21 protein-coding genes are annotated in these 23245 nt (G+C 49.1%); all 21 read left to right on the top strand.

The window, feature by feature from the left end; translation table 11 throughout:
* The first annotated feature begins 125 nt into the window (after positions 1–125).
* The 21 genes from KAI36_RS26920 to KAI36_RS26820 all read left to right on the top strand — a co-directional run bounded on the left by KAI36_RS26920 (position 126) and on the right by KAI36_RS26820 (position 23227).
* Entirely contained in the window at positions 126–1184 is a 1059-nt protein-coding gene (locus KAI36_RS26920; protein WP_220026510.1) for an LCP family protein, read from the top strand.
* Between the two features lie 45 nt (positions 1185–1229).
* Complete coding sequence (locus KAI36_RS26915; RefSeq protein ID WP_013312792.1) at positions 1230–1658, top strand: CBS domain-containing protein; 429 nt, start codon at positions 1230–1232, stop codon at positions 1656–1658.
* A gap of 121 nt (positions 1659–1779) precedes the next feature.
* Positions 1780–2082 carry a MazG-like family protein gene (locus KAI36_RS26910; protein WP_013312791.1) on the top strand — a complete coding sequence of 101 codons (303 nt, stop codon included), beginning with the start codon at positions 1780–1782 and terminating at the stop codon, positions 2080–2082.
* Between the two features lie 5 nt (positions 2083–2087).
* On the top strand, positions 2088–3005 hold the full coding sequence (locus KAI36_RS26905; protein ID WP_023991139.1) for a DUF2232 domain-containing protein: 918 nt from the start codon (positions 2088–2090) through the stop codon (positions 3003–3005).
* An 11-nt stretch (positions 3006–3016) separates the two neighbouring features.
* Complete coding sequence (locus KAI36_RS26900; protein WP_220026509.1) at positions 3017–5005, top strand: DHH family phosphoesterase; 1989 nt, start codon at positions 3017–3019, stop codon at positions 5003–5005.
* Complete coding sequence (rplI, locus tag KAI36_RS26895; RefSeq protein WP_013312788.1) at positions 5002–5445, top strand: 50S ribosomal protein L9; 444 nt, start codon at positions 5002–5004, stop codon at positions 5443–5445. The genes KAI36_RS26900 and rplI overlap by 4 nt, the downstream gene beginning before the upstream one ends.
* A gap of 2 nt (positions 5446–5447) precedes the next feature.
* Entirely contained in the window at positions 5448–6806 is a 1359-nt protein-coding gene (dnaB, locus tag KAI36_RS26890; protein ID WP_023991136.1) for a replicative DNA helicase, read from the top strand.
* Positions 6807–7183: 377 nt separating this feature from the next.
* On the top strand, positions 7184–8470 hold the full coding sequence (locus KAI36_RS26885) for an adenylosuccinate synthase (RefSeq protein WP_025723148.1): 1287 nt from the start codon (positions 7184–7186) through the stop codon (positions 8468–8470).
* A 203-nt stretch (positions 8471–8673) separates the two neighbouring features.
* Complete coding sequence (locus KAI36_RS26880; protein WP_220026508.1) at positions 8674–9498, top strand: ABC transporter permease; 825 nt, start codon at positions 8674–8676, stop codon at positions 9496–9498.
* A gap of 53 nt (positions 9499–9551) precedes the next feature.
* Complete coding sequence (locus KAI36_RS26875) at positions 9552–10583, top strand: ABC transporter ATP-binding protein (protein WP_029518944.1); 1032 nt, start codon at positions 9552–9554, stop codon at positions 10581–10583.
* Positions 10584–10681: 98 nt separating this feature from the next.
* Complete coding sequence (locus KAI36_RS26870; protein WP_025723151.1) at positions 10682–11851, top strand: extracellular solute-binding protein; 1170 nt, start codon at positions 10682–10684, stop codon at positions 11849–11851.
* 2 nt (positions 11852–11853) lie between these two features.
* Positions 11854–12696 (top strand): ABC transporter permease, encoded by an 843-nt coding sequence (locus KAI36_RS26865; RefSeq protein WP_023991131.1) that lies wholly within the window; start codon positions 11854–11856, stop codon positions 12694–12696.
* A gap of 31 nt (positions 12697–12727) precedes the next feature.
* Positions 12728–14242, top strand: a complete 1515-nt coding sequence (locus KAI36_RS26860) for a hypothetical protein (protein ID WP_220026507.1) — start codon at positions 12728–12730, stop codon at positions 14240–14242.
* Positions 14239–14706 carry a hypothetical protein gene (locus KAI36_RS26855; RefSeq protein ID WP_220026506.1) on the top strand — a complete coding sequence of 156 codons (468 nt, stop codon included), beginning with the start codon at positions 14239–14241 and terminating at the stop codon, positions 14704–14706. The genes KAI36_RS26860 and KAI36_RS26855 overlap by 4 nt, the downstream gene beginning before the upstream one ends.
* A complete protein-coding gene (locus KAI36_RS26850) occupies positions 14699–15706 on the top strand; it encodes a CehA/McbA family metallohydrolase (RefSeq protein ID WP_220026505.1) in 1008 nt (335 codons plus the stop codon). Before KAI36_RS26855 ends, KAI36_RS26850 begins: the two co-directional genes overlap by 8 nt.
* Positions 15707–15733: 27 nt before the next feature.
* The gene (locus KAI36_RS26845; protein ID WP_220026504.1) at positions 15734–16450 is read left to right on the top strand and encodes a GntR family transcriptional regulator; all 717 of its coding nucleotides are present in this window, start codon (positions 15734–15736) and stop codon (positions 16448–16450) included.
* Positions 16451–16597: 147 nt separating this feature from the next.
* A complete protein-coding gene (locus KAI36_RS26840) occupies positions 16598–17254 on the top strand; it encodes a hypothetical protein (RefSeq protein WP_220026503.1) in 657 nt (218 codons plus the stop codon).
* 322 nt (positions 17255–17576) lie between these two features.
* Entirely contained in the window at positions 17577–19100 is a 1524-nt protein-coding gene (locus tag KAI36_RS26835; protein ID WP_220026502.1) for a M23 family metallopeptidase, read from the top strand.
* A 232-nt stretch (positions 19101–19332) separates the two neighbouring features.
* Positions 19333–20064 carry a response regulator YycF gene (gene yycF / locus KAI36_RS26830; protein ID WP_071644132.1) on the top strand — a complete coding sequence of 244 codons (732 nt, stop codon included), beginning with the start codon at positions 19333–19335 and terminating at the stop codon, positions 20062–20064.
* Complete coding sequence (gene walK / locus KAI36_RS26825) at positions 20061–21890, top strand: cell wall metabolism sensor histidine kinase WalK (RefSeq protein ID WP_104497458.1); 1830 nt, start codon at positions 20061–20063, stop codon at positions 21888–21890. Before yycF ends, walK begins: the two co-directional genes overlap by 4 nt.
* The gene (locus tag KAI36_RS26820) at positions 21887–23227 is read left to right on the top strand and encodes a YycH family regulatory protein (protein ID WP_220026501.1); all 1341 of its coding nucleotides are present in this window, start codon (positions 21887–21889) and stop codon (positions 23225–23227) included. Before walK ends, KAI36_RS26820 begins: the two co-directional genes overlap by 4 nt.
* Positions 23228–23245: the final 18 nt, after the last annotated feature.

The following is a 23245-nucleotide window of genomic DNA, read 5'->3' as shown; positions in this document are numbered from 1 at the left end:
ATGATACTTTTGACAACAAGGTAGCAGACCTTTTATGCTTTGAGGGGAAGTTTTCGCTTCATGAGGGACCAATTCGGTTTAATGAAGAGATGGGATTTGTGACGGAAAGAAGGAAGGTACCTGTTATGGAGAGAAGACATAAGAGAAGGTCCAGTGGAAAGCCCAAAAAGAAAAAGAGGTTTACCGCTCTATATATTTCATGTATTGTTTTATTTTTGATTGCAGTGGGAGGCTACCTATTCCGCAAACAGCTGACACTGGTGGCTTTTGATTGGTTTGTATCACCGACGTTGGAAAGCAAGCTGGAGAAATCCTATCAGCCGCGACAATCCGGTGAACAGCAGCAGCAAGAGACAGTAGCTTACCGTAAGGAACCCTTTTCGGTGCTGTTACTGGGTACAGATGAAAGGCCAAATGAAAAGGCGCGTGGTCGTTCGGATACGGTTATGTATGCAGTAGTACGGCCCGCAGAATCGCGTGTTCTTTTGATTTCCATTCCAAGGGATACGTACGTAAAGATTGTCGGACATGATCCGAATCGCGATGGCGAGGATGATTTTGATAAGTTGGGGCATGCTTATGCGTTCGGAGGCGCAGATATGTCCATGGCTACAGTAGAGAAGTTGATGGAGCATAAGGCCGATTATTATGCTACGATTAATTTCCAGGGTATTCAGGAGGCGGTGAACGCAGTGGGTGGAGTTGTGCTTCCCATCGACAAGCCCATTGAGAATAAGAACCCGCTGCATATCAAGTTCCGTATTGAGGCGGGCAAGCCGCTTTATAATGGTGAGGAAGCCATGTATTATGTTAGATATCGGGAAGATAGCGACTTCAACCGTACAAAACGGCAGCAAATTTTCTTGAACGCTATGGCGGATAAGTTACTGAATATCAACGGAATTACCAAAATCCCGGAGTTGCTTGATATTATGGGAGCCAATTTCAAAACCGATATGGAACCTACTTTTATTACTGGGCTTGGCAAGCAGGCTATTTCGCATGGGAATCCGCAAATTTCAAGTTTTACGATTACGGGGGAAGGGTTCAAGAAGAAGGGCCTGTATTATGACCGGGCTAATGAACAGGAACTTGAATATGCCAGACTTATGATTGCGAACTGGCTAGATTCCGATACAACCCCGCAGACGCTGAGGCTTCCCGACAAGCAGGACATTCAGTGAATAATCAATTGATTTATATTTGATTTTGAGGGGGATTCGTTTCTCATGAACATCGCTTTTTTCTTGCTTCCCAAACAGGAAGTTGCTTGTGTAACGGCGGATGCTACTTTACGGCAAACGTTGGAACGGATGGAATATCACCGTTTTACAGCAGTTCCTATTTTGGATAAAGAAGGTAGATATACAGGTACAGTTACAGAAGGTGATCTGTTGTGGCATATGAAAGAGTCCGAGGGGAAAATCACCTTTGAAAACGCTTCTAAGTTTATGCTCAAGGACGTTCCGTTGCGGGTTACGATGAAGCCCGTATCCATTGACGCGAACATGGAGGATTTAATTAATTTGGCTAAGGTACAGAACTTTGTGCCCGTTGTGGATGATATGGAACGGTTTATTGGCATTGTACGTCGCAGCCAGATTATTGAGTATTGTGAAAAATTTGTGTCCAGGGAATCGCTTAATACTTCAAGCTAAAATAAGCAGCAAAGCTGCTCCGAAAATAACGATTTACCCTATGGGGTAACAGTTATTTTCAGAATAGGATATGCTATAATGGAGAATAAAGCTTTTTCAGAGGGGTGTGACTCTTCATCATATGCCTAAAGAAATGGATGTAGTTAAACGAGCCAAGGTTATTGAATGGCTTAAAACAGAGGTGCTTGACCAAGTCTCCCGTCTGTTTAAGGCGATGTGGGAAGGCAGTACAGCCCGCATTGGTGATTGTTTGGCGAGTTTGGTGATGAGCAGTTATATTTTGGGGAGGCGCCTTGGAGTGTCTTACCGTGAATTGGATGATCTACTCATCGACAAGCTAAGAAAGCACAGAAAAGAAGGACACCAGCTGGAGGATTGGTATCAGGACATTTCCGCACTGGAAGAACATATGCGTAAGAGGTGAAAACGTTGAAATTCCGCTTGGCAACTGTAGCATGGAGCGTCATTTATTTGCTTCTGCTGCTGACTCTATTGACACCATTAAGAATCATTACCGTATTTTTGCTGATTGTGCCTGGCGCTGTATTGTTTTCATCGCTGCCTTTCAAAGGATTTCTGGTCCACGTCATACCGGTGCTGTTAATTATAGCGCTACTCGATGTGTATTCGCTGCTCCCTGCGATTTACTTTCTGATTCCTTCAATAATGATGGGACGGATATATAAAAAGGGAGGACCTGCTTTTCAGGCGTTGATGACCGGAATGGGCATTATTTTAGCCGAGTTGTTGGTTGTTCTGTTTATCGCTACGTATTCCTTTGGGTTTGATCTTTCGCAGTACCTTCGTGATCAGGCCGCGATATCGGCAAGTATAGTACAGCAGGTTTTGAGTGCTAATCCGATGTTTTCAAACATGAACTGGACAGCGGAGGATACGCAGAAACTCGGTACAATGCTGATTGGAAAAATTCCGTATGTGCTGATCATGACCTCGTTCATATTGGCGGTGATTACGCATGCTTTGGCACGTCCGGCATTGAGCAGTCTCGATGTACCGGTACGCAAAATGAAGCCTGCTCGCGAGTGGAGGCTACCGCGCGCGCTGATCTGGTATTATCTGCTGGCAATTGTAATTGAATGGATAGCAGGGTCTTCCGATAGCAGCTGGATTCAAATGGTTTCCATTAGTATGCTGCCGCTGATTCATGCATGTTTTATTATCCAGACGATTGGTTTTGTATACTTCTGGACGCATAGCCGTAAAATGAGCCCGGTGATTGCGTTGCTGCTGTCGCTCGTCGTTCTGGTGTTCCAGCCGCTCCGCATTATAGGTATTATTGATTTGGCCTTTCCGCTGCGTGAAGCTATTACAAGATCAAAGAAATAGGGTGAACAGTCATGCCTAAATTTCTACAAAAACGCTGGCACGGCTATCAGACGGTCTGGGCGTTTTTACTGCTGCTGGTGCTTGTCATATGTATTTCCATGTACAACTGGGAACTGGGTGTGATAGGACTGCTGCTGTCATTCTTGCTCGGCGGGCTGATGCTGAAGACGGAATTGGATTTTCGTCGGGAACTGAATCAATATATCAGCGGTCTTTCCTTCCGGATCAAGCGGGTGGAAGGGGAAGCGATTAGTACATTGCCGTTCGGCATCATTTTATACAGTGAAAATCGAACGGTAGAATGGCACAATCGGTTTGCCGGGGAGATGTTCGAAGAGCAATCGCTGATTGGTGAGTCTCTTCAAGATTTGTTTCCTCAACTCGCAGGTGCTCTAAGCACCAAGAAGGAAACAAAGGAGCCTGCTCGTGAGCTGAAGGTGGAGCTACAGCATGATGAGCGTCATTATCAGTTTCTGATCGTGCCCGATGAGCGTCTGATATATTTGTATGAAGTAACGGAGTTGGCGGTGCTACGCAAGCAGTATGAAAACGAGCGGTTGGCGCTCGGTATCGTCATGCTCGATAATATGGACGAGGCTGCTCAGGGGATGGACGATCAGCAGCGCACCGCGCTTATTGCGAAGGTTTCAAGCGAGATTACATCTTGGGCTAATCAGTACAATATTTATTTGCGCCGATTGTCATCCGAGCGTTATCTCATTATGCTGAATCATAAAGCGCTCCAGGAGCTGGAGCAAAGTCGATTCGTCATTCTGGATACCGTAAGGGAAATGACGGCGGATTTGAAAGTACCAATGACACTGAGTATCGGCTTGTCCTTCGGTGCAGAGAGCATCAAGGAGCTGGGCGAGCTGGCCCAATCCAGTCTGGATATGGCGCTCGGACGTGGTGGTGATCAGGCAGCAGTGAAGGCGGGACAGCGCCTGTCCTTTTATGGAGGCAAGTCCAATGCTGTCGAGAAGCGTACCAGGGTGCGTGCCCGAGTCATTGCACATGCGCTGCGTGACCTGATGCAGGAGAGCGACCGCGTACTGATCATGGGACACAAAATACCGGACATGGATGCATTGGGAGCGGCCATCGGTGTGTGGAAGGCTGCGGCACTCTACAATGTAGAGGCATATATCGTGCTGGATAAATCAAATCCGTCTATCGACCGAATGATGGAGCAGGTAAACAAGGATGAGAAGTTGTCGCAAGCGCTCATGACGCCGGAGCAGTCGCTCCAGCTGATGACTGAGCACAGTCTGCTGGTCGTGGTGGACACGCACAAGGCCTCAATGACGATTGAGCCGCGTCTGGTGCAAACGGCCAGCCGGGTGGTGGTTGTCGACCACCATCGTCGGGGCGAGGAATTTATTAACGATTCGGTTCTGATCTACTTGGAGCCATATGCGTCATCGGCCTGTGAGCTGGTGACCGAGCTGCTGCAATATATCCATGAGAAGGTCCAACTGACACCGCTGGAGGCAACATCACTGTTGGCGGGGATTACAGTGGATACCAAGCATTTTTCCCTGCATACAGGCTCGCGTACATTCGAGGCGGCCGGCTTTTTACGGCGTAGTGGGGCAGATACAGTAATGATCCAGCGCATGTTAAAAGAGGACCTGGATGAATATATTGCTAAGGCGGAAATTATTAAGCATGCTAAAATGATATATGGGCATATCGCATTTGCGGTAACTGAGCCCGGACAGAAAATACCGCAGCTCCTGATTGCTCAGGTGGCGGATTCATTACTCAATATGACGGATGTACTGGCCTCCTTTGTGGTCAGTGAACGTCCTGACGGCCTGGTGGGGATCAGCGCCCGTTCACTCGGACGCATGAACGTACAGGTCGTCATGGAACGGCTAGGCGGCGGAGGACATCTGACGAATGCGGCGGTTCAGCTGGATTGCCCGCTGGAGGAAGCTAAGCGCAGAGTGGTCGACGTGCTGGCCGAAATTGATGGGGAAGAGGGGTTATTTGAATGAAAGTGATATTCATTAAAGATATGAAGGGCCAAGGCAAGAAGGGGCAAATTAAGGAAGTGTCGGACGGTTATGCAGCGAATTTCCTGTTGCCGCGTGGTGTTGCCCGTCCAGCGACAGAAGGAAATATGAAGACGCTGGAAAATCAGAATGCTGCTGAGGAAAAGCGCAAGCAAGAGGAAAAGGAAGAGGCGCAAGCGCTCGGCAAAAAGCTGGAAGAGACAACGGTTCAGCTCAAGGCGAAGGCTGGTGAAGGTGGACGGCTGTTCGGCGCGATTACAAGCAAGCAAATCGCGGAGGCAGTAGCTAAAACTGGCATCAAGCTGGACAAACGTAAAATTGAGCTGGAAGAACCGATTCGTACGTTGGGCGTGACTCAAATGACCGTTAAGCTTCATCCTGAGGTCAAAGCTACGCTGAAAGTACAGGTGACTGAAGAATAATTATGGGCGGCGAATTTTTTGATCGGATTCCTCCGCAAAATCTGGAGGCTGAACAGGCGGTTATCGGGTCTATTTTGCTCCAGTCTGAAGCACTGATTACCGCAATGGAGCGGGTGCAGACCGAGGACTTTTATGATAAGGCTCATCAGATGATTTACGAAGCAATGATTGAGCTGGGTGAATCCGGACAGCCGATTGACTTGGTTACGCTGACCTCGAAAATTCAGGACAAGGGACAGCTAGAGGATATCGGCGGTGTCAGTTATCTGGCGAAGCTGGCTCACGGGGTGCCAACAGCGGCTAACGTGGATTACTATGCCCAGATCATTGAAGAAAAAGCGATGCTTCGTCGCTTGATTCGTGCAGCTACACAGATTGTGAGCGAAGGCTATAGCAGTGGCGAGGATGTCGCTGGTATGCTTAGCGATGCTGAGCGCAAGATTATGGAGATATCCAACGGGCGCTCAGGTAGTGGTTTTATTGCCATCCGCGATGTCGTGATGGAAGTGTTTGACCGCGTTGAATTGCTGCATCAGAACAAGGGCAATACGACCGGGATTCCGTCCGGGTTTGTTGATTTGGACAAGATGACGGCGGGTTTCCAGCGCAATGACTTGATCATTGTGGCCGCCCGTCCATCCGTAGGTAAAACAGCGTTCGCTCTGAATATTGCGCAAAACGTTGCAGTTCGGGCAAAAGAGACAGTAGCCATCTTCAGTCTGGAGATGTCGGCCGCTCAGCTCGTGCAGCGGATGATTTGCGCCGAGGCCAATCTGGACGCGAACGTCATGCGGACAGGTGAATTTAAAGGCGACGACGATTGGGCGAAGCTGACGATGGGCATTGCAGCCTTGTCAGAGGCGGAAATCTATATCGATGATACGCCCGGCATCACTGTGGCTGATATCCGTGCCAAATGCCGCCGTCTCAAGACGGAAAAGGGACTGGGCATGATCGTAATCGACTACTTGCAGCTTATTCACGGACGAGGCAAAGCAGGCGAGAACCGGCAACAGGAGGTATCCGAAATTTCACGGACATTGAAGCAAATCGCCCGTGAGCTTGAAGTGCCTGTAATTGCCCTTTCCCAGCTGAGCCGGGGTGTGGAGCAGCGTCAAGACAAGCGGCCGATGATGAGTGACTTGCGGGAATCGGGTTCTATCGAGCAGGATGCTGATATCGTGGCGTTTCTGTACCGGGATGATTACTATAATCAGGAAACAGAAAAGAAGAATATTATTGAGATTATCATTGCCAAGCAGCGTAACGGCCCGGTCGGTACGGTAGAGTTGGTCTTTCTCAAAAATTATAATAAATTCGCTAATTACGAGCGTGCCCATTCGGATGCGTTCGCCGGATAACATATTAGTATCATTAGAAAAGGCTCTTTCGACGCGGATTTCGCGCTCTCGGAAGGGTCCTTTTTTATAGGATTCACGTATTTTCATATAAGGAATGAAACTCTCAATTACGAACAATACTATTTTCATGTAATATAATGTTCGCTTTTTATTTGACTTTAAAAAATGGTGCTGTTACACTTATAGTGCTGCTTCAACGCAGTGGGGAGAACAATACGCCCGGGGCTTTCCGAACCTACGGAATGTCTGCGACGGACGTTTTTTCCTGCTGTCCGAGAACGCTCCATATCTGCTCGCTCAGGCGGTTGAAGTCGGATATGCGTAGTGTGTCAGCTCAAAATCAGAGTGTCTGTGGGCACTCCACGGAGGAATGAAACATGTCAACTGTAGTCGTTGTGGGAACACAATGGGGAGACGAAGGCAAAGGTAAAATCACGGACTATCTGGCGGAAAGCGCTGAAGTGGTGGCCCGTTACCAAGGCGGAAACAATGCTGGTCATACGATTCTCATTGACGGTAAAAAGTACAAGCTGAGCCTGATTCCATCCGGCGTTTTTTATGAAGATAAAAAGTGTGTTATTGGCAACGGCATGGTAGTCAATCCAGCCGCTCTTATTGAAGAAATTACTTACATTCATGATAATGGCTTCTCCACAAAAAATCTGGTCATTAGTGACCGTGCACATGTGATTATGCCGTACCATATGACGCTGGATGTGCTGGAAGAAGACCGCAAAGGTCCTAACAAAATTGGTACTACCCGTAAAGGGATCGGCCCTGCTTATATGGATAAAGCTGCACGTAACGGTATTCGTATTGCTGATTTGCTGGATGCAGAGGAATTCGAAAAGAAGCTGCGCCACCAAACGAAAGAAAAAAATCAAGTGATTGAACAAGTATACGGCGGCGAGCCGCTGGACGTAGAAGAAATACTGAAACAGTATCTGGAGTATGCCGAATTTATCCGTCCTTATGTAGGGGATACGTCTGTTGTGTTGAATGATGCGATTGACGCAAATCAAAAGGTACTGTTTGAGGGTGCGCAAGGCGTTATGCTTGATATCGACCAAGGTACGTATCCGTACGTTACGTCCTCCAACCCGTCGGCTGGCGGCGTATGTATTGGTTCCGGTGTAGGCCCGTCCAAGATTCAACAAGTCATCGGTGTAGCTAAATCGTACACCACTCGTGTAGGTGATGGACCCTTCCCAACTGAGCTGAACGATGAAGTCGGCGATTACATTCGTGAAACAGGTCATGAGTACGGTACGGTTACAGGTCGTGCTCGTCGTGTTGGCTGGTTTGACAGCGTTGTTGTGCGTCATGCCCGTCGTGTCAGTGGGTTAACGGGTCTTTCCCTGAACTCGCTGGATGTATTGACTGGCCTGAAAACAGTGAAAATTTGCACAGGTTACAAGTACCGCGGTGAGGTGATTACGCATTATCCGGCTAGCCTGAAAATGCTGGCGGAGTGCGAAGCGGTATATGAAGAAATGCCAGGTTGGAGCGAAGACATCACTGGTGTGAAAACGCTGGAGGAACTGCCTGAGACTACACGCAATTACGTACAACGCGTGTCTGATCTGACAGGTATCCCAATTGCTATTTTCTCGGTTGGGCGTAATCGCGATCAAACAAATCAGGTGCTTCCGATTTATTTGTAGGACAAGAATGATATAGCTATTGATACATGTTCAAGGAGAGAGGCTGTTAGCAGCCTCTCTCTTTTTTTATTCTGTGAAGTGTTAAATGGTTTCTCCCCCTTTACATAATCTTATCTTCCTTGTCGATTTGTGATAACAAACCCTCTCTATAATCCAAATAGAAAAGAGATTCGGACGTCTAGACGTCTTGAGAGGGATGAATTATGAACTGGTATCTTCGCTCACTCGGCACACGCAAAATTGTGGAATTCATCGTGCTTGTCATTTTCGTCATTTTTTTCCTGGGACCTCTGACCAATCTTCTCCTTTTGGCGGTTTCGGGAAAATGGCAGTATCCTTCACCGCTCCCGCAGAGCTTGTCACTGGAATGGTGGAAGTTTGTACTTACCCAGGATGATGTACTCAGCTCGATTTCCCTATCCTTCTTAATTGCGATTACCGTTACGGTCTGCTCCATTATCGTATGTATTCCTGCTGCTTATGCCTTTGCACGGATTTCTTTCCCGTTCAGTAAGTGGTTTCTTTTCTCATTCCTGCTTACGCATGCTTTTCCGAAAATGGGTTTGTATGTGTCCATTGCCGTACTATTCTACCAATTCGGGTTGATGAACACCTTTGCAGGTATTGTGCTTATCCATATGGTAAACACGCTCATGTATATGACCTGGATTCCTTCCTCTGCCTTCCGCAGCGTACATCGTGCACAGGAGGAGTCAGCGCGGGATGCCGGAGCCGGGCCATTTCGGGTGTTTTGGAAAGTCACCTTTCCTATGGCGCTGCCCGGCATTGTAGTCGCCTCCATCTTTACCTTTCTTGCTTCACTAGATGAAGCACAGGGGACACTCCTTGTCGGAACACCGGACTATAAAACAATGCCAGTCATCATGTATTCCATCATTGCTGATTATCCGAGCACAACGGGCGCTGTTTTCTCTGTCATTCTTACTCTGCCAACGATCATTCTGCTATTGGCAGCCAAGCGTTTTGTAAGTGCGGATGTACTGGCAGGCGGGTTTCAGGTGAAATAACGTAATTGGTCAAAAGAGGAGTCTGCATAATCCTGAAAAAGGAGCCTAAGCTAATGCCCATTCAATTATCCATTCAAGAGTTAACCAAACGCTTCAAGACAGGAGACGGAGTCAAAGGCATTTCACTTGACGTGATGAAGGGAGAGCTGGTGACACTGCTGGGACCTTCCGGCTGTGGTAAAACAACCGTGCTTCGCTCCATTGGCGGCTTTTTGGACCCGGACAGTGGCGACATTCAGATTCAGGGTAAAAGCGTACTCAAGCTGCCGCCCGAAAAGCGTCCGACGGCTATGGTGTTCCAAAGTTATAATTTGTGGCCGCATATGACCGTGTATGACAACCTAGCTTTTGGGTTGAAGATTCGAAAGGTGAAGAAGACAGAAATTGACCGTCAGGTGAAGGAAGCGCTAGCGCTGGTTCGGCTAGAGAGCGCAGAGCGTAAAACGCCGGGACAGCTCTCGGGCGGTCAGCAGCAGCGGGTAGCACTTGCTCGGGCTTTGCTGCTAAAGCCTGATGTATTGCTGCTGGACGAGCCTTTTTCCGCGCTTGATGCCAAATTGCGCATGGAGATGAGAGAGGAGCTGCGCGATATCCAGACCCAGACAGGGATGACGATGGTGTTCGTAACCCATGATCAGGAGGAGGCGCTGTCCATTTCTGACCGAATCGTCGTTATGAATGCGGGCCGAATTGAACAGCTCTCTTCACCGCAGGAGATTTATGACAAGCCACAGTCACTTTTTGTAGCGGGTTTTATTGGCCGTATCAATTTATTAAAGGGGGTGAGCACAGGTCGCAGTGTCTCTGTGAGCGGAATACCGTTTGCACAAGAGCATGAATACACAGGTGAATCCATGGTTGGTGTAAGACCAGAGGATATTGTTCTGACGACGGAAGAAAATGGTTCTCTAGCCGGAACGATCAGACAAGTGATGATTCTCGGGCATTATGCGGAAGTTTCGCTGGATAGCGGTACCCATCATCTGAAAATGTTTGTGCCGCGTGAACGAGCGGCCGAGCTGCGCAGTGGAGAGCACATCAGATTCAGCTTCAGTAAAATTGTTACTTTTCCAGCAGCACAGTGAAAATTCACGATCAACCTCTATATCGCATCAATGTCCATCACGAACGCATCATCTGGTGATGCTGCGAACTTGTGCAACTATCTAAAGGAGGCAACAACGTGTTTGGGAAAAAGAATATGGGTCTGGTTTTGGCAGGGGTACTTAGTTTATCGTTGTTGGCTGGCTGTGGAAACGGCGGTAATGCCGCCACGGCTACAGGGGAAGCCAAGTCTACAAAAGCGGGAGCCGCTACGGGAACGACGGAAATTTCCTTGTACACTGGAGGGTCTTTGAACGTCAAAGAGCTGTGGGAAACGTTAATCAAGGACTTTGAAGCTAAAAATGATCACGTTAAGGTCAAACTGGTGTATTTGCCAGCAGGGACCGGAGGCGCATCTACACTGGATCGTCTGATCGCAGCCAAGAAAAGCGGACAAACCGATACAGATATCGACCTGTACGAAGGCAGTCTGGATGACATCACCAAAGGGGTAGGCGAGAAACTGTGGGAAACGGTGGATGCTGCCAAGGTTCCAAATTTGAAGAATGTTGATGAAACGTATCTCAAGCAAGTCAACAATCAGGCCATTCCATACCGTGCCTCTTCGGTTGTACTTGCCTATAACAGTGCAAAAGTAGCGACACCTCCGAAAACAGCCGACGAGCTGTACACGTGGATTCGCCAGCATCCGGGCAAGTTTGCCTATAATGACCCGTCCACAGGTGGATCAGGCAGCTCATTTGTGAACACGGTTATCTATAATTTCCTTCCGCCAGAGGCGATGAACAGTGATGATCCGGCAAATATGAAGAAATGGGATCAAGGCTTCTCACTGCTCAAGGAACTGGGCCCTTCAATGTACCAAAAAGGAGTCTATCCTAAGAAGAACCAAGGTACGCTTGATATTTTAGCAAGTGGAGAGGTAGACATGGTTCCAGCCTGGTCTGATATGGCGCTCGAACAACTGGCTAAAGGGCTGCTTCCAGACACCGTGAAGCTGACACAGATCGACCCTGCTTTTACAGGTGGACCCTCTTATCTGATGGTTCCTTCGCTTTCCTCCAAAAAAGAAGCAACTCAGGAATTCTTGAATTATATACTGACGCCTGAAGCGCAAACGGTGGTTATTAATAAAATGTACGGCTATCCGGGGATTAAGTGGAATCTGATGCCAACGGAGCTGCAAGAGAAATTTAACAGTGTATCTTCTGGATACCGCAGCTTTAACAGCGGAGAGCTTCAGCAGGAAATCTACAAACGCTGGCAAAGTGAAGTAGCGGGCGGTTGATCATGAGTTCATTGTCTAAAAGGGGGATGCTGGGGCTTGCCCTGGTCATCCCGTCTTTTCTCATTTTGCTGGTCGTCGTTATTATTCCGATTCTCTATGCCGTGAAGGAAAGCTTGATTGATCAATATGGAACGGGCTACGGCCTGGCCAACTATATTCGGCTGTTCACAGAACCTGCCATGCGTAGAAATATCATGTATACCATTAATGTCACGTTAGTCTCGACGGCCCTTACTCTGGTTATCAGCTATGCTTTGGCGGTTTATCTGAGATTCGGTAAAGGGGTTGTCGTAAAGTGGATAGGCCGGTTGTATTTTATTCCGATGTTTGTTCCCGGTGTAATTGCAACGTATGCGATCATTACCATGTATGGTAATCACGGTTGGGCTGCACGTCTTTTGCTGCCGCTTGGCATTGAGACGATTCCGAGGATTATTTATGACTACAAAGGCCTGGTGCTGGCTAATTTGTGGTTCAACATTCCGTTCGCAACCATGCTGCTCAGCTCGGCACTTGCCAGCATTCCAAACGCTGTCGTCGAAAGTGCCAGAGATGCTGGAGCCAGCACAATGCAGCTGTTTGGTCGCTTTATTTTACCCCTTTCCTACAAAACGATGTGGGTTGCGGTGACCTTCATTTTCATGGGAATCATGGGTAGCTTTACGGCTCCCTTCCTGATTGGTGCCAACTCACCACAAGTGCTGGGTGTTGCGATGCAGCAGGTGTTTTCCAGCTATCAGGAGACGCATACGGCCAGTGCAATGGCAGTGTTTATGTTTTTACTGTGTTCTTTTATGGGCTACTTTTATATTCGGACAATGGTGAAGGATGCGGATGCCAGCTAGACCGCCGTTATACACTAAGGAGGTTACAGGGATGAACAGCCAAGCAGAGGTGCAAATTACCGGGTTTAGTGGGCGAGCGTGGGAAAAGGATCTGCTGGATTGCGGTTATCGGATTGCCTTACACAAGGCGGAGGTTGAGCTCAGCCCGGGAAACGGGTTCCGGTTTAGGTTCTCCATGCCAGAAGACGGATACGCGGAGCTTGATCTGTTCGCCAGATCAGACAGTGACTGGGCTGCGACAGATCGAGAATCTGCCTTCGTACGCCTCTACCTGAATGAAGCCTATAATCAAGATGTCATTTTGTACTATGGCAGCAGTCAGGGAGTGTATACCCGTTTGTTGGGATATTTAAAAGAAGGCGATTATGAAGTCTATGCCGAATTTCGCGAACTGGAATCGGCTCCGCTTGTATCTCGAGCATGGATCGACGGGGTTGAACTACGCTGCGTGGCTGATTCCTCTCCAAGATCGCTGATTTATCGCCATACCCCGCTTTTATATGGCCGTAATCTGTCACATCCTTATGAGAATCGCTTTACGGATACACCGCTTGTTTTGTTCTATTCCGTGGAAGGGAATGAGGAGAAGACAGTCATTGAATACCAGATGATGTTCAGCCATGAAGATGAAGGAACGCCTGCGCCGCTGCTTATGAGCAAATGGGGAAGAACCACCGATATCGAATGGATGTACCGCGTCGAGCTGGATGCAGGGGGCAATGTTCTGGAAGCTGTTTTCCAAGGGGCACATCATATTACGACTGCGTTTAATGGCAATTATGATCTGGGCGGGCATCCTGTTCTCCAATCCGCAACAACCAACGGAAACTTTAAAGATGACATTTCATCGGACTATCGTTTTATGCTGCCGCCTGCTTTCCAGTGGAAGCCAGAGGAAGAGCCGCGTGAGGCGGTCATGAGCCGTTTTCCTTTTGCCTATCAGGTCACTGGGTGGGAGATGGAACGTCAGCAGGAGCTGGAAATGCCGTCACAAGCGTCTTCCATTGCACTTGCACACCAGCGTAGCTATGTGTTTATCCAGACTTCCAAACACCCCTTACGGGATTCAGACAGAGAATCGGCTCCAGCGTCCAAGCCGGGCTTCAATCGGCGTGAGGAAGATGCCTGTGTCGATGTCCAGCTTCGTCTTCATGGCTCGGAGCAGTGGTATTCATCGTGCCATCATGATCTGAGACTCGGGGAATTTAGAGCCGCTTATGAGGGGGCAGAGTCACATTTTTCTACCACGATCAAGCTATCTGGAGAGGCTGTGCTTGAGGATATAGCTGAAATCAGAGCCGTATTGCTGGAAGGCGGTGCGGACAGTATGGAAGTGGCTGGATTGTGTGCTTTTACGTTAAACGAGGATAACCTCCCGCAGTTTCCAGGTATTCGTACAGACCGGGTGATTGAGCTGACGCGGCTTCAACCCGTAGGTGTTTTGTGGGCGGCAGACCAAGACATGTCAGGTGATGAAGAACATACTGTGAATGATATGGTGAAACATGTTGTGGATGAACCGTCTAGCCAGGATGGGGAGTCATGAGCAGACTACTGTATGTGGAAGGAACGGTCGACAGAACCTGCACCCAGAGCCATATTACGTACTCTTTTCATATTCCACAGCCGACTGAAACGATCCGTATTCACTTCTCTTACACGCCCAAGTTATTGGAGGATCAAGAGCAAGCACGAGAAATCATTGAGGAAAGCATGAGCAAATACGGATACGACGAGCCGGGGCATTCATCCGATCTATGGAAGAAGTATATACCGCTGCAAAATTTATTAACGCTGTCTGTCGATGATCCTCTCCGTCACCGCGGAAATGCGCACCGTCCCGAGATGCAGCAGGAGCATTGGCTCGGTTCGTCTGCGGCTTCCCCGGGATTCCTTGCAGGAGATCATCCGGTGGGCATGTGGCGGATTACGGTCAGTCTGCATGCCGTTGTGACCGAGAAGCTTGCCTACCAAATTCATGTATTGGGGGAGGAAGCAGCATATGCTTAAATGGATTCCAGCTGAGCTTCACACCCATACGCTTCACAGCGACGGAAAGCAAACGCTGGAGGAGCTTGTTCAAAGCGCAGTCAATCTGGGGCTTGAATGCATCGCTATGACGGATCACAACACGCAATCGGCACTTGCGGGTCAGGAACGGGTTCAGGGGCAGGTCGGTCTCCCGATCATTTCAGGGATGGAGTGGACGACCTTTTACGGGCATATGCTGACGCTTGGGGTTGACCGCTTTATTGACTGGCGTGTGCTAGGACCAGATGACATTCATGAGGGGATTGGGCAGGTGCATGAGCAGGGAGGCATTGCAGGGATTGCCCATCCGTTCAGGATTGGAAGTCCGATCTGTACGGGGTGCTTTTGGGAGTACACGATTCAGGATTGGCATGAGGTGGATTATATAGAGGTCTGGTCAACGCTTATGCCATCTATTAAGCGGGATAGCCAGCGGGCGTTTGCCATGTGGACCGATTTGTTGAATCAAGGGTATCGCATCACTGCGGTAAGCGGTCGGGACTGGCATGTGTCTAAACCGGATGATGCACTTCCGGCTGTTACGTATCTGGGGGTTCATGATGAAGTAGAAGAGCGAGAAGATTTAGCAGGCCGGGCAGTTGAGGCGATTCGCCACGGTTCAGTGTCAGTTACGATGGGACCGTTACTGACGATGTGGGCACAGATTAAGGGCAGAGAACATCGTTATCACATCGGCGAATGTATAGAGCTGACTGAAGAGGATTCACTATCGGTGACGGTTCAATTGGATGTGGAAGCAAGGGCAGCCCATTATAACCTCAAGCCTCAGAATCTTCGTCTTCTGCTGACAAGTAGTCATGGAATATGCTCCGAGATTCAGATCCCTGCTCAAACAGGAGAATATACGCTGTCATTGCAAGATCCGCTAGGAAAGGGCTGGATAAGAGCCGAGCTTTACGGCTGCATGGAAGACTGCGTGATGATGATTGCTTTTACGAATCCGATTTATATGGCTTAACACAATAGAAAGGCTGGGCTTCGGACGGTGCCAACAAAACAAGAGAACATAAAGCAGCGTATAGAAGAATATATGAAGGTTAATCAAATGGGTCCGGGGGATCGGCTGCCGTCGGAAACTGCACTTTCCCAATCGTTTCGTGTCTCGCGTACGACGCTACGGGGAGCTATTCGCCAACTGGAATCGGAAGGTAAGCTACTAGTAAAACACGGGAGGGGCACGTTTGCCACTTGCCCGCTGCCGAGTATTCCAAGCTCGCTGGACCGCCTGTACAGCATCGGGGACATGATTCGTTCGGCAGGGTTACGGGAAGACGAGCAACTGGAATCCATTCAGAGAATTTCGGTTTGTCCTCCTGATATTGCCGAACAGATGAGATTTTCCGAAAATGAGCCCATGATTGCCCTAGAGCGTACACGCACTGCCAACGGAGAGGCTGTAGCCCACTCTATAAACTGGATGCCAGAGAAATTAGCCGGACCCATTCTGGAAGGTGACTCTTTTTCAGGCTCGCTTTTTCAGAGTCTTGAGTTCAAGGCCGGGGTGCGAATCGTCGGAGCGTATTCCGAGCTTACCGTTCCAAACTGTGACGACGCACATATGACACGTCTGCTGAAGCATCCGCAGGCCACGGTATTACTATTGAAGCAGCTTCACTATGATGAAATGAACAGGCAGGTGTTGTATTCTCTGGATTATGTCCGCAGTGACATTTTCCGTTTCTGGGTGCGTCGTACGCGCTGATTCAATCAGAATGTGGCATCTCCTATTGAATTGTGCTAGTTTTACATATTCCATGGGTTAAAAATCGTCATATCTCGTCAATACTGATCTATATGCACTTCATGATGATACACACATGGCAGGATGCGTATAAGGAGGTAACGGGATATGAGGTGGCTTGGATGGCTGCTCAAAAAAGGAATGACGGTGGTGTTGGTTAGCGCACTAACGCTTGCAGTGACAGGTGTAGTCGTTAATGCTTATGTTCAATCGCTGCTGCGGCAGTTTAACATTCAGCTCGATCATCAGCCCATATGGGGATTGGGTTGGCTAAAAGGCAGCACTGGTACTGACCAAAGCACAGACACGGGGAAGAACAAGACGACGGGAAGTGGCTCGGGAAGTGTAACACCGCCTGATGATGCGTTGCCTGTCATGGGACAGGGCGTAGAAGAAAGCGGAAGTGAGGCTGGTGGCGCAGCCAATGGCAAGGTATCTCAGGAGGGGGCCACGTCGGCCGGAACATCAGGCAACGAGTCACGGAAGCAGGCAGAAGGTACAGCTACACCCGAAACGAGTATTGAGGGCCATGATTTAGTGATTACGCCCGACCATTTAACGGAGAAGAAGAACAACTTACCAGCGGCACAGAAGCAGGAAATTTTTGCGATTCTGATGAATAAGCTGCCGCCGGAGGAGATGCAGAAAATATCAGCTGCGATGGAAGGCGGTCTCACCGAGCAGGAGCTTCAGGATATTCAGCAGGTGCTTGCGAAGTATTTGACCAAAGAGGAATATAACAAGCTGATGGATTTGCTTAAATGAGTATTTTACAAAATCCTGAAAATAAACGATGAATTCATGGGAAATGTTTATGCTCAAAATAGGACTATAGAATCCGCGCCATGCGCGGATTTTTTTGCGTGTCAGGAAGGAATTGGAGTGTAGTTGAATTCTTTGTAAAGGCTATGTTAAAGTAAACAGTGTTGTGAAAAGGTTAAATTTTTGAAACCTTTTACGTAACTATGCAATGGTAGATAGCGACTAATATCATAGATGCTTGTGAATACAGGCTAGATTCATAGTGTGAAAGACCAATAACGAACGCATTTATATAGAGATAAGATATGCTGAAAAGGAGAGAGTCATGAAGGTTTTGAAGGAGCAGGATTCACCAGACAGCAGGAATGCAGACTCAAACGTTGCAGACAAGCCTGCTGTGGAAGCGGGGAAAATAGCAAAGTGGTGGAGCGATCGGAGAAAATGGTTGAGCTGGACAGCAGGCGGTGTGGTGATTGCAGGCAGTCTTATTTTTGCGAGTAATCAGTATGTCGGGGCTAACACAGTTCCTTATTATAAAGTGTATGTAAAAGGCGTCGAGGTCGGAAATATCTTGAATGAGCAACAACTTAAACAGCTGTACGCAACGAAGAGCAAACAGTATAAGGACAAGTATCCCGGCGTCGATATGGTGCTCAATACGAGCGCGGTAACGACAGACATTGAGAAGGCATATAAAGCGGATATCGACAGTGTAGCCACGCTGAAGAAGCTGGATGGTATGCTGACAGCGTATGCCAAAGGGGTAGAAGTGAAGGTCAACGGACAGACGGTGGGCATTGTAAAGGACAAAGCGACTGCACAGGCGGCTTTAAAGCAAGTACAGAAGAAGTACACACCTGTAGGTGAGGGTACGTCTACAGGCATCAAGGGGCTGGTTCGCAAAACATCTGTGGGCAGCAGTCATGCGAGTGCTAGTACTAAAACCCCTAAAGCATGGCTGGAGTCTGCCAGTATCCGTGAGAAAATCGCGTACGAGCCTGTGAAAGCAGACCCGAACAAGGTGCTGACAGAGGCTGAAGCAGTCAAAGTGTTGACTGAGGGACGTGAGGCTCCTATCACGTATACAGTGCAAGAAGGCGATTCTTTGTCGTCGATTGCGAATAAATTTAATATGACCGCTTGGGAGATTAAGCAGAACAATCCCGGCTCGCGTGAGCTATATTTGCAAATTGGGGACGAATTGAAGCTTACTGCTCCGAAGGCTCCGGTTACGGTGCGAACAGTAGAGAAGGTCGTCGAACAGATTGCCATCGAGCCTGAGATTGAGATTCGCCAGAGCGATGAACTGAAGGCAGGAGTTACCAAAGTGGTCAGACCGGGACAAGCAGGTCTCAAAGAGATGGACTATCGTTTGACCAAGGAGAACGGTGAGGTCGTGCAAGAGGAATGGCTCGGTCAAAAGGTGCTGCAGCCGTCTATTACTGAGGTGGTTCTTAGAGGAACGAAGGTCGTGGGAGAAGGATCAGGACAGTTCGCTTGGCCGGTGTCCGGCGCATCGATGTCGAGTAGCTTTGGCGCACGCTGGGGACGTATGCATGAGGGTGTCGACTTGGTCGGTAGTGCTGACATTCACGCATCAGATGAAGGCGTGGTATCATTTGCAGGTCAGCAGAATGGATACGGCAATGTCATTATGATTGATCATGGCAACGGCTACCAAACCGTGTACGGGCATTTGAGCAGCATTGGCGTTCATGTAGGACAGGTGGTTCAGCAAGGCGAGTCGATCGGGGTCATGGGCAACACAGGACGCTCGACCGGAACGCATCTGCATTTTGAAATTCGTAAAGATAATACGCCACGCAATCCGATGACGTATTTAAGATAGATTGGATGTTTATATCGAGAGTTACATGATTTATGAGAATCAAGGGGAAAGGCCATGTTTTTCTGCATGCTTAACATTAGGTGCAGGCATGGTTTTTTTCTGCGTAAAGAAAAGGGTCTGGAGAAGTAATGGAATGGCTCACGGGTATGATAGAATAGAATAAACATCTTATAGGTACTGACAAACGAAAGTTAATTATAGATTATGATCCGTGAAAAGAGGTGAATGCTGTATGCAAGGAACGATTCTGGTAGTGGATGATGAACAGCCAATTGCTGATATTTTGAAATTTAATTTGGAAAAAGAGGGCTACCAGGTGATTTGCGCCTTCGATGGAATCACCGCGGTGGATATCGCAGTCAAGCAACAGCCTGACCTGATTCTACTGGACCTGATGCTGCCGGGCATGGACGGCATGGATGTATGCCGCGAGGTGCGCGGGCATCAGCTCCAGACGCCGATTATTATGCTGACCGCCAAGGACGGCGAAATCGACAAAGTGCTGGGGCTGGAGCTGGGCGCGGACGATTATGTGACAAAACCGTTCAGCACACGGGAATTGCTGGCACGGGTGAAGGCACAGATGCGCAGACAGCAACGCGGCGGGGCAGGCACGTCGGAAAGCCGACCGCAGGAGGATAAGCAGGGGCTGCGCGTGGGAGACCTCTTTTTTGATACGGATATGTATACAGCTTACAAAAACGGAACACCGCTTGACCTGACGCACCGTGAATATGAGCTGTTGCACTACATGGCGAAGAATGCTGGAAAAGTCATGACGCGGGAGCATTTACTCCAGGCGGTATGGGGCTTCGAATACTACGGGGATGTGCGGACAGTGGATGTGACCATTCGGAGGTTGCGCGAGAAGATTGAGGAGAACCCGAGCAAGCCGGAGACCATCCTGACACGCCGTGGCCTTGGGTATATCGTGAGCGGGGGCAAAGGTGGCCTGCGGGCATGAGATGGCTGTCTTTCTTTCGTACCATTCATGCAAAGCTGATTATTATCTATGTGTTGCTAATCTTGGTGGCTATGCAGCTGATTGGGGTCTACTTTGTCAGCTCGATGAAGAACTCTCTCACGAGTAATTTTACGCAGGATTTGCAAGCACGGGCGGAGATGTTGTCCGTGCTGGCGGAGCAGGATCTGAGTGGCAGTGACGGCAAAATGGAAGAAGACAGCGTGGAAAGCCTGCGTGCACGCGTGAATAATTTGTTTGATTTCAGCGGCGCGGAAATTCAGGTGCTGGATGCCAGCGGCAAAGTATTAATTACTTCCCAAGGTTCACACGCCGATTATGTCGGACGCAAAAATACGCAGACAGTGGTCAGCCGCGCACTCCAAGGTATCCGTGATAACGAGGAATACATGGTGGACGAGGATAACGTCCGCAAGAAGGTCGTCGCCAAGCCTGTTATCAGCCAAGGCAAGATTGTCGGCGCGGTGTACATCGCCGCTTCGATGACCGAGCTCTACGATACGATGAAACGCATTAACAATGTGTTTCTTTCAGGTATGCTCATTGCGCTCGCGTTGACGGCTGTGCTGGGCGTGGTATTGGCCCACACGATTACGCACCCGATTAAGGTGATGACACGTCATGCAACAGAGGTTGCCGAGGGCAAATTCGACCAGCAGATGCCTGTATTTGGTGATGATGAGATCGGCAGGCTCAGCGTGGCCTTTAACTATATGACAGGCCGTCTGCGTGAGGCGCTGTCCCAAAATGAAGAGGAGAAGGAGAAGCTCTCCTCCATCTTGACCAATATGAGCGACGGTGTGGTCGCTACTGATGACAATGGCCGGGTTATTCTGGTCAACCGTCGGGCCAGTGCCATGCTGGGCGTAAACGAGAACGAAATGACCGGCAGGCATATCGCGGTACTGCTGGGGATCGATCCGGAGGAAACCGAGGCCCTGTATAGCGGCTCTTCGGCCTCCACGCTCTTGCAGCTGGAGCCAGCCGGTCAGGATGAACCCATCGTCATCCGTGTGACATTCACGCCGATTCATCGGCGGGAATTTGGCATTACGGGAACGATTGCCGTGCTCCAAGACGTGACGGAGCAGGAGGAGATGGAGACGACACGCCGGGAATTCGTAGCGAATGTATCACATGAGCTGCGCACTCCGTTGACGACCATCCGCAGCTATGCTGAAGCGCTGGATGATGGCGCGATGGCTGAACCGCAACTCGCAGAGCGTTTCGTGGGCGTGATCCGCAACGAGACAGAGCGTATGATCCGGTTGGTTACGGATTTGCTGCATCTGTCACGTCTTGATTCCAATGAAGCGCCTTTGCGGATGCAGCCTGCGGATGTGATGGAGATGCTGGACGAAGTCGCAGATCGGTTTTCCTTTCAAATGAAGCAAAAGCACATTCGCTCAGGGATGTTCGTAGAGCAGGGAATCGGTAAGGTCGTGATCGACCGGGACCAAATTGAGCAGGTGTTGGACAACCTGATGTCCAATGCGTTGAAATATACGCCGGAGGGCGGGAGTATTCGGATTGAAGCTCGCCGCAACAGTGAGGGAATGCTGTCCATTTCGGTACAAGACACCGGAATTGGTATTCCCAAAAAAGACCTGGACCGGATTTTTGAACGGTTTTATCGTGTAGACAAGGCGAGATCGCGTAATATGGGCGGCACGGGACTGGGACTGTCGATTGCCCGGGAAATTGTAAAGGCGCATGGGGGCCAGATTTTTCTGGAGTCGGAATACGGTCAGGGAACCTGTACGACCTTTACGCTACCCATGTCGAGTGAAGGGAGGGAAGCACAGTGAAGGAACGTTTGAAGTCCTGGACGCTTATTTTGCTGGTTGCTTCCAGCCTGGTACAGACTTATTTTTTGATTTACCGCCTTCCGGGCAGTGATTCTGTACTCACTTCAGAAACGAACTATGTCAAAACCGAAAGCATGGGACAGGAGAAAAAGATTGAGAACCTCGTGTTTCCTGATAAAATGCTCATTCACCAAGGTGAGAAGAAGCATACTGTTTTTTATCCGGGTGTTACTTTTTACGATTTAATTTATACACGGCTGGAAAGCCGAAGCTTTAACAACTTTCAACGTCGAAGTATTCAATCTGCAGACTGGGCGCGGATTCGCAGCGAAAATGAAGGCATCGAATTATCTTTTTCAGGCGGAGTCCCGGTTTCATTACTGGAGCGGGTCATGCGTCTGACGCCAGATTCAGTGTTTCAGGGAGAGACGATTAACCGCATTTGGATCTATATTGACGAAAAAAATGCCAAGCCACACGCGCTCTTTTTCAGTGCCAGAGGCGATGTGGTGTATGAGGCGAACCAGTTCGATATGACGGTAGAGGACATTCGGCAGCATGTGAATTTCGGTGAAAATGCCCCGTTGTACGAGCTGGTGGATAATCAGTACTACATTCCCGTGAATGGCCTGGAAACTGTGCAGCCTGTGGTGTATGCTGGGTTGTTTACGACGGAGCAAATGCAGCGGAATTTGTTCTTCGATCCGGGGATTACGCGCAATATTCAGGAGAAGGACGGCTCCCAAATTTATACGGACAGCAAGCGTAGTCTGCAAATCAAGCAGGAGCAACGTTGGATGAGCTATACCGATCCCAGTGCGCCGGGGGCGGGTGGAAGTAGCCCGATTAGGGATGTGCTCGCCGCGGTTGATTTTGTGAATCAGCATGGCGGTTGGGATGCTTCGTATCAGCTGAAATTGAGAAGTAGCGATGAAAATCGTACGACTGTAATGTTTCAGCAGTATTATGGGGCTTATCCGGTGCTGGACACACCATCATTCCGCTTTGGTACGATTTCGCTGCAAATCCAGCAGGAAACGGCTTCTGTCTATGAACGTTCGTTGCTGTATCTCAAGGGAGGAGAACAATCCTCGAAGAAGGTTATGCTGCCGGGCGGCGAGCCCTTGAGGAAGCAACTGGAGACTGTAGGCAAAGGGAAGACAATTCGAGATCTGACTCCCGTATATCAGCCGGAGCTGATTAATGATGGATTGAAGCTTTCTCCTGAGTGGCGCGTTACGCTCAGCGACGGTTCTGTTGCTGAGATTCATGCTGTCCCTGTAACGACAGCATCGAATACAACACAAACGCAGCCAGACCAGGAGACAAAGAGGTGACAGGAAGGGGGAACGGGA

The sequence above is a fragment of the Paenibacillus sp. S02 genome, assembly GCF_019454065.1.
GTDB lineage: Bacteria > Bacillota > Bacilli > Paenibacillales > Paenibacillaceae > Paenibacillus > Paenibacillus polymyxa_B.
This window is presented reverse-complemented; position numbering and strand designations above follow the sequence as displayed.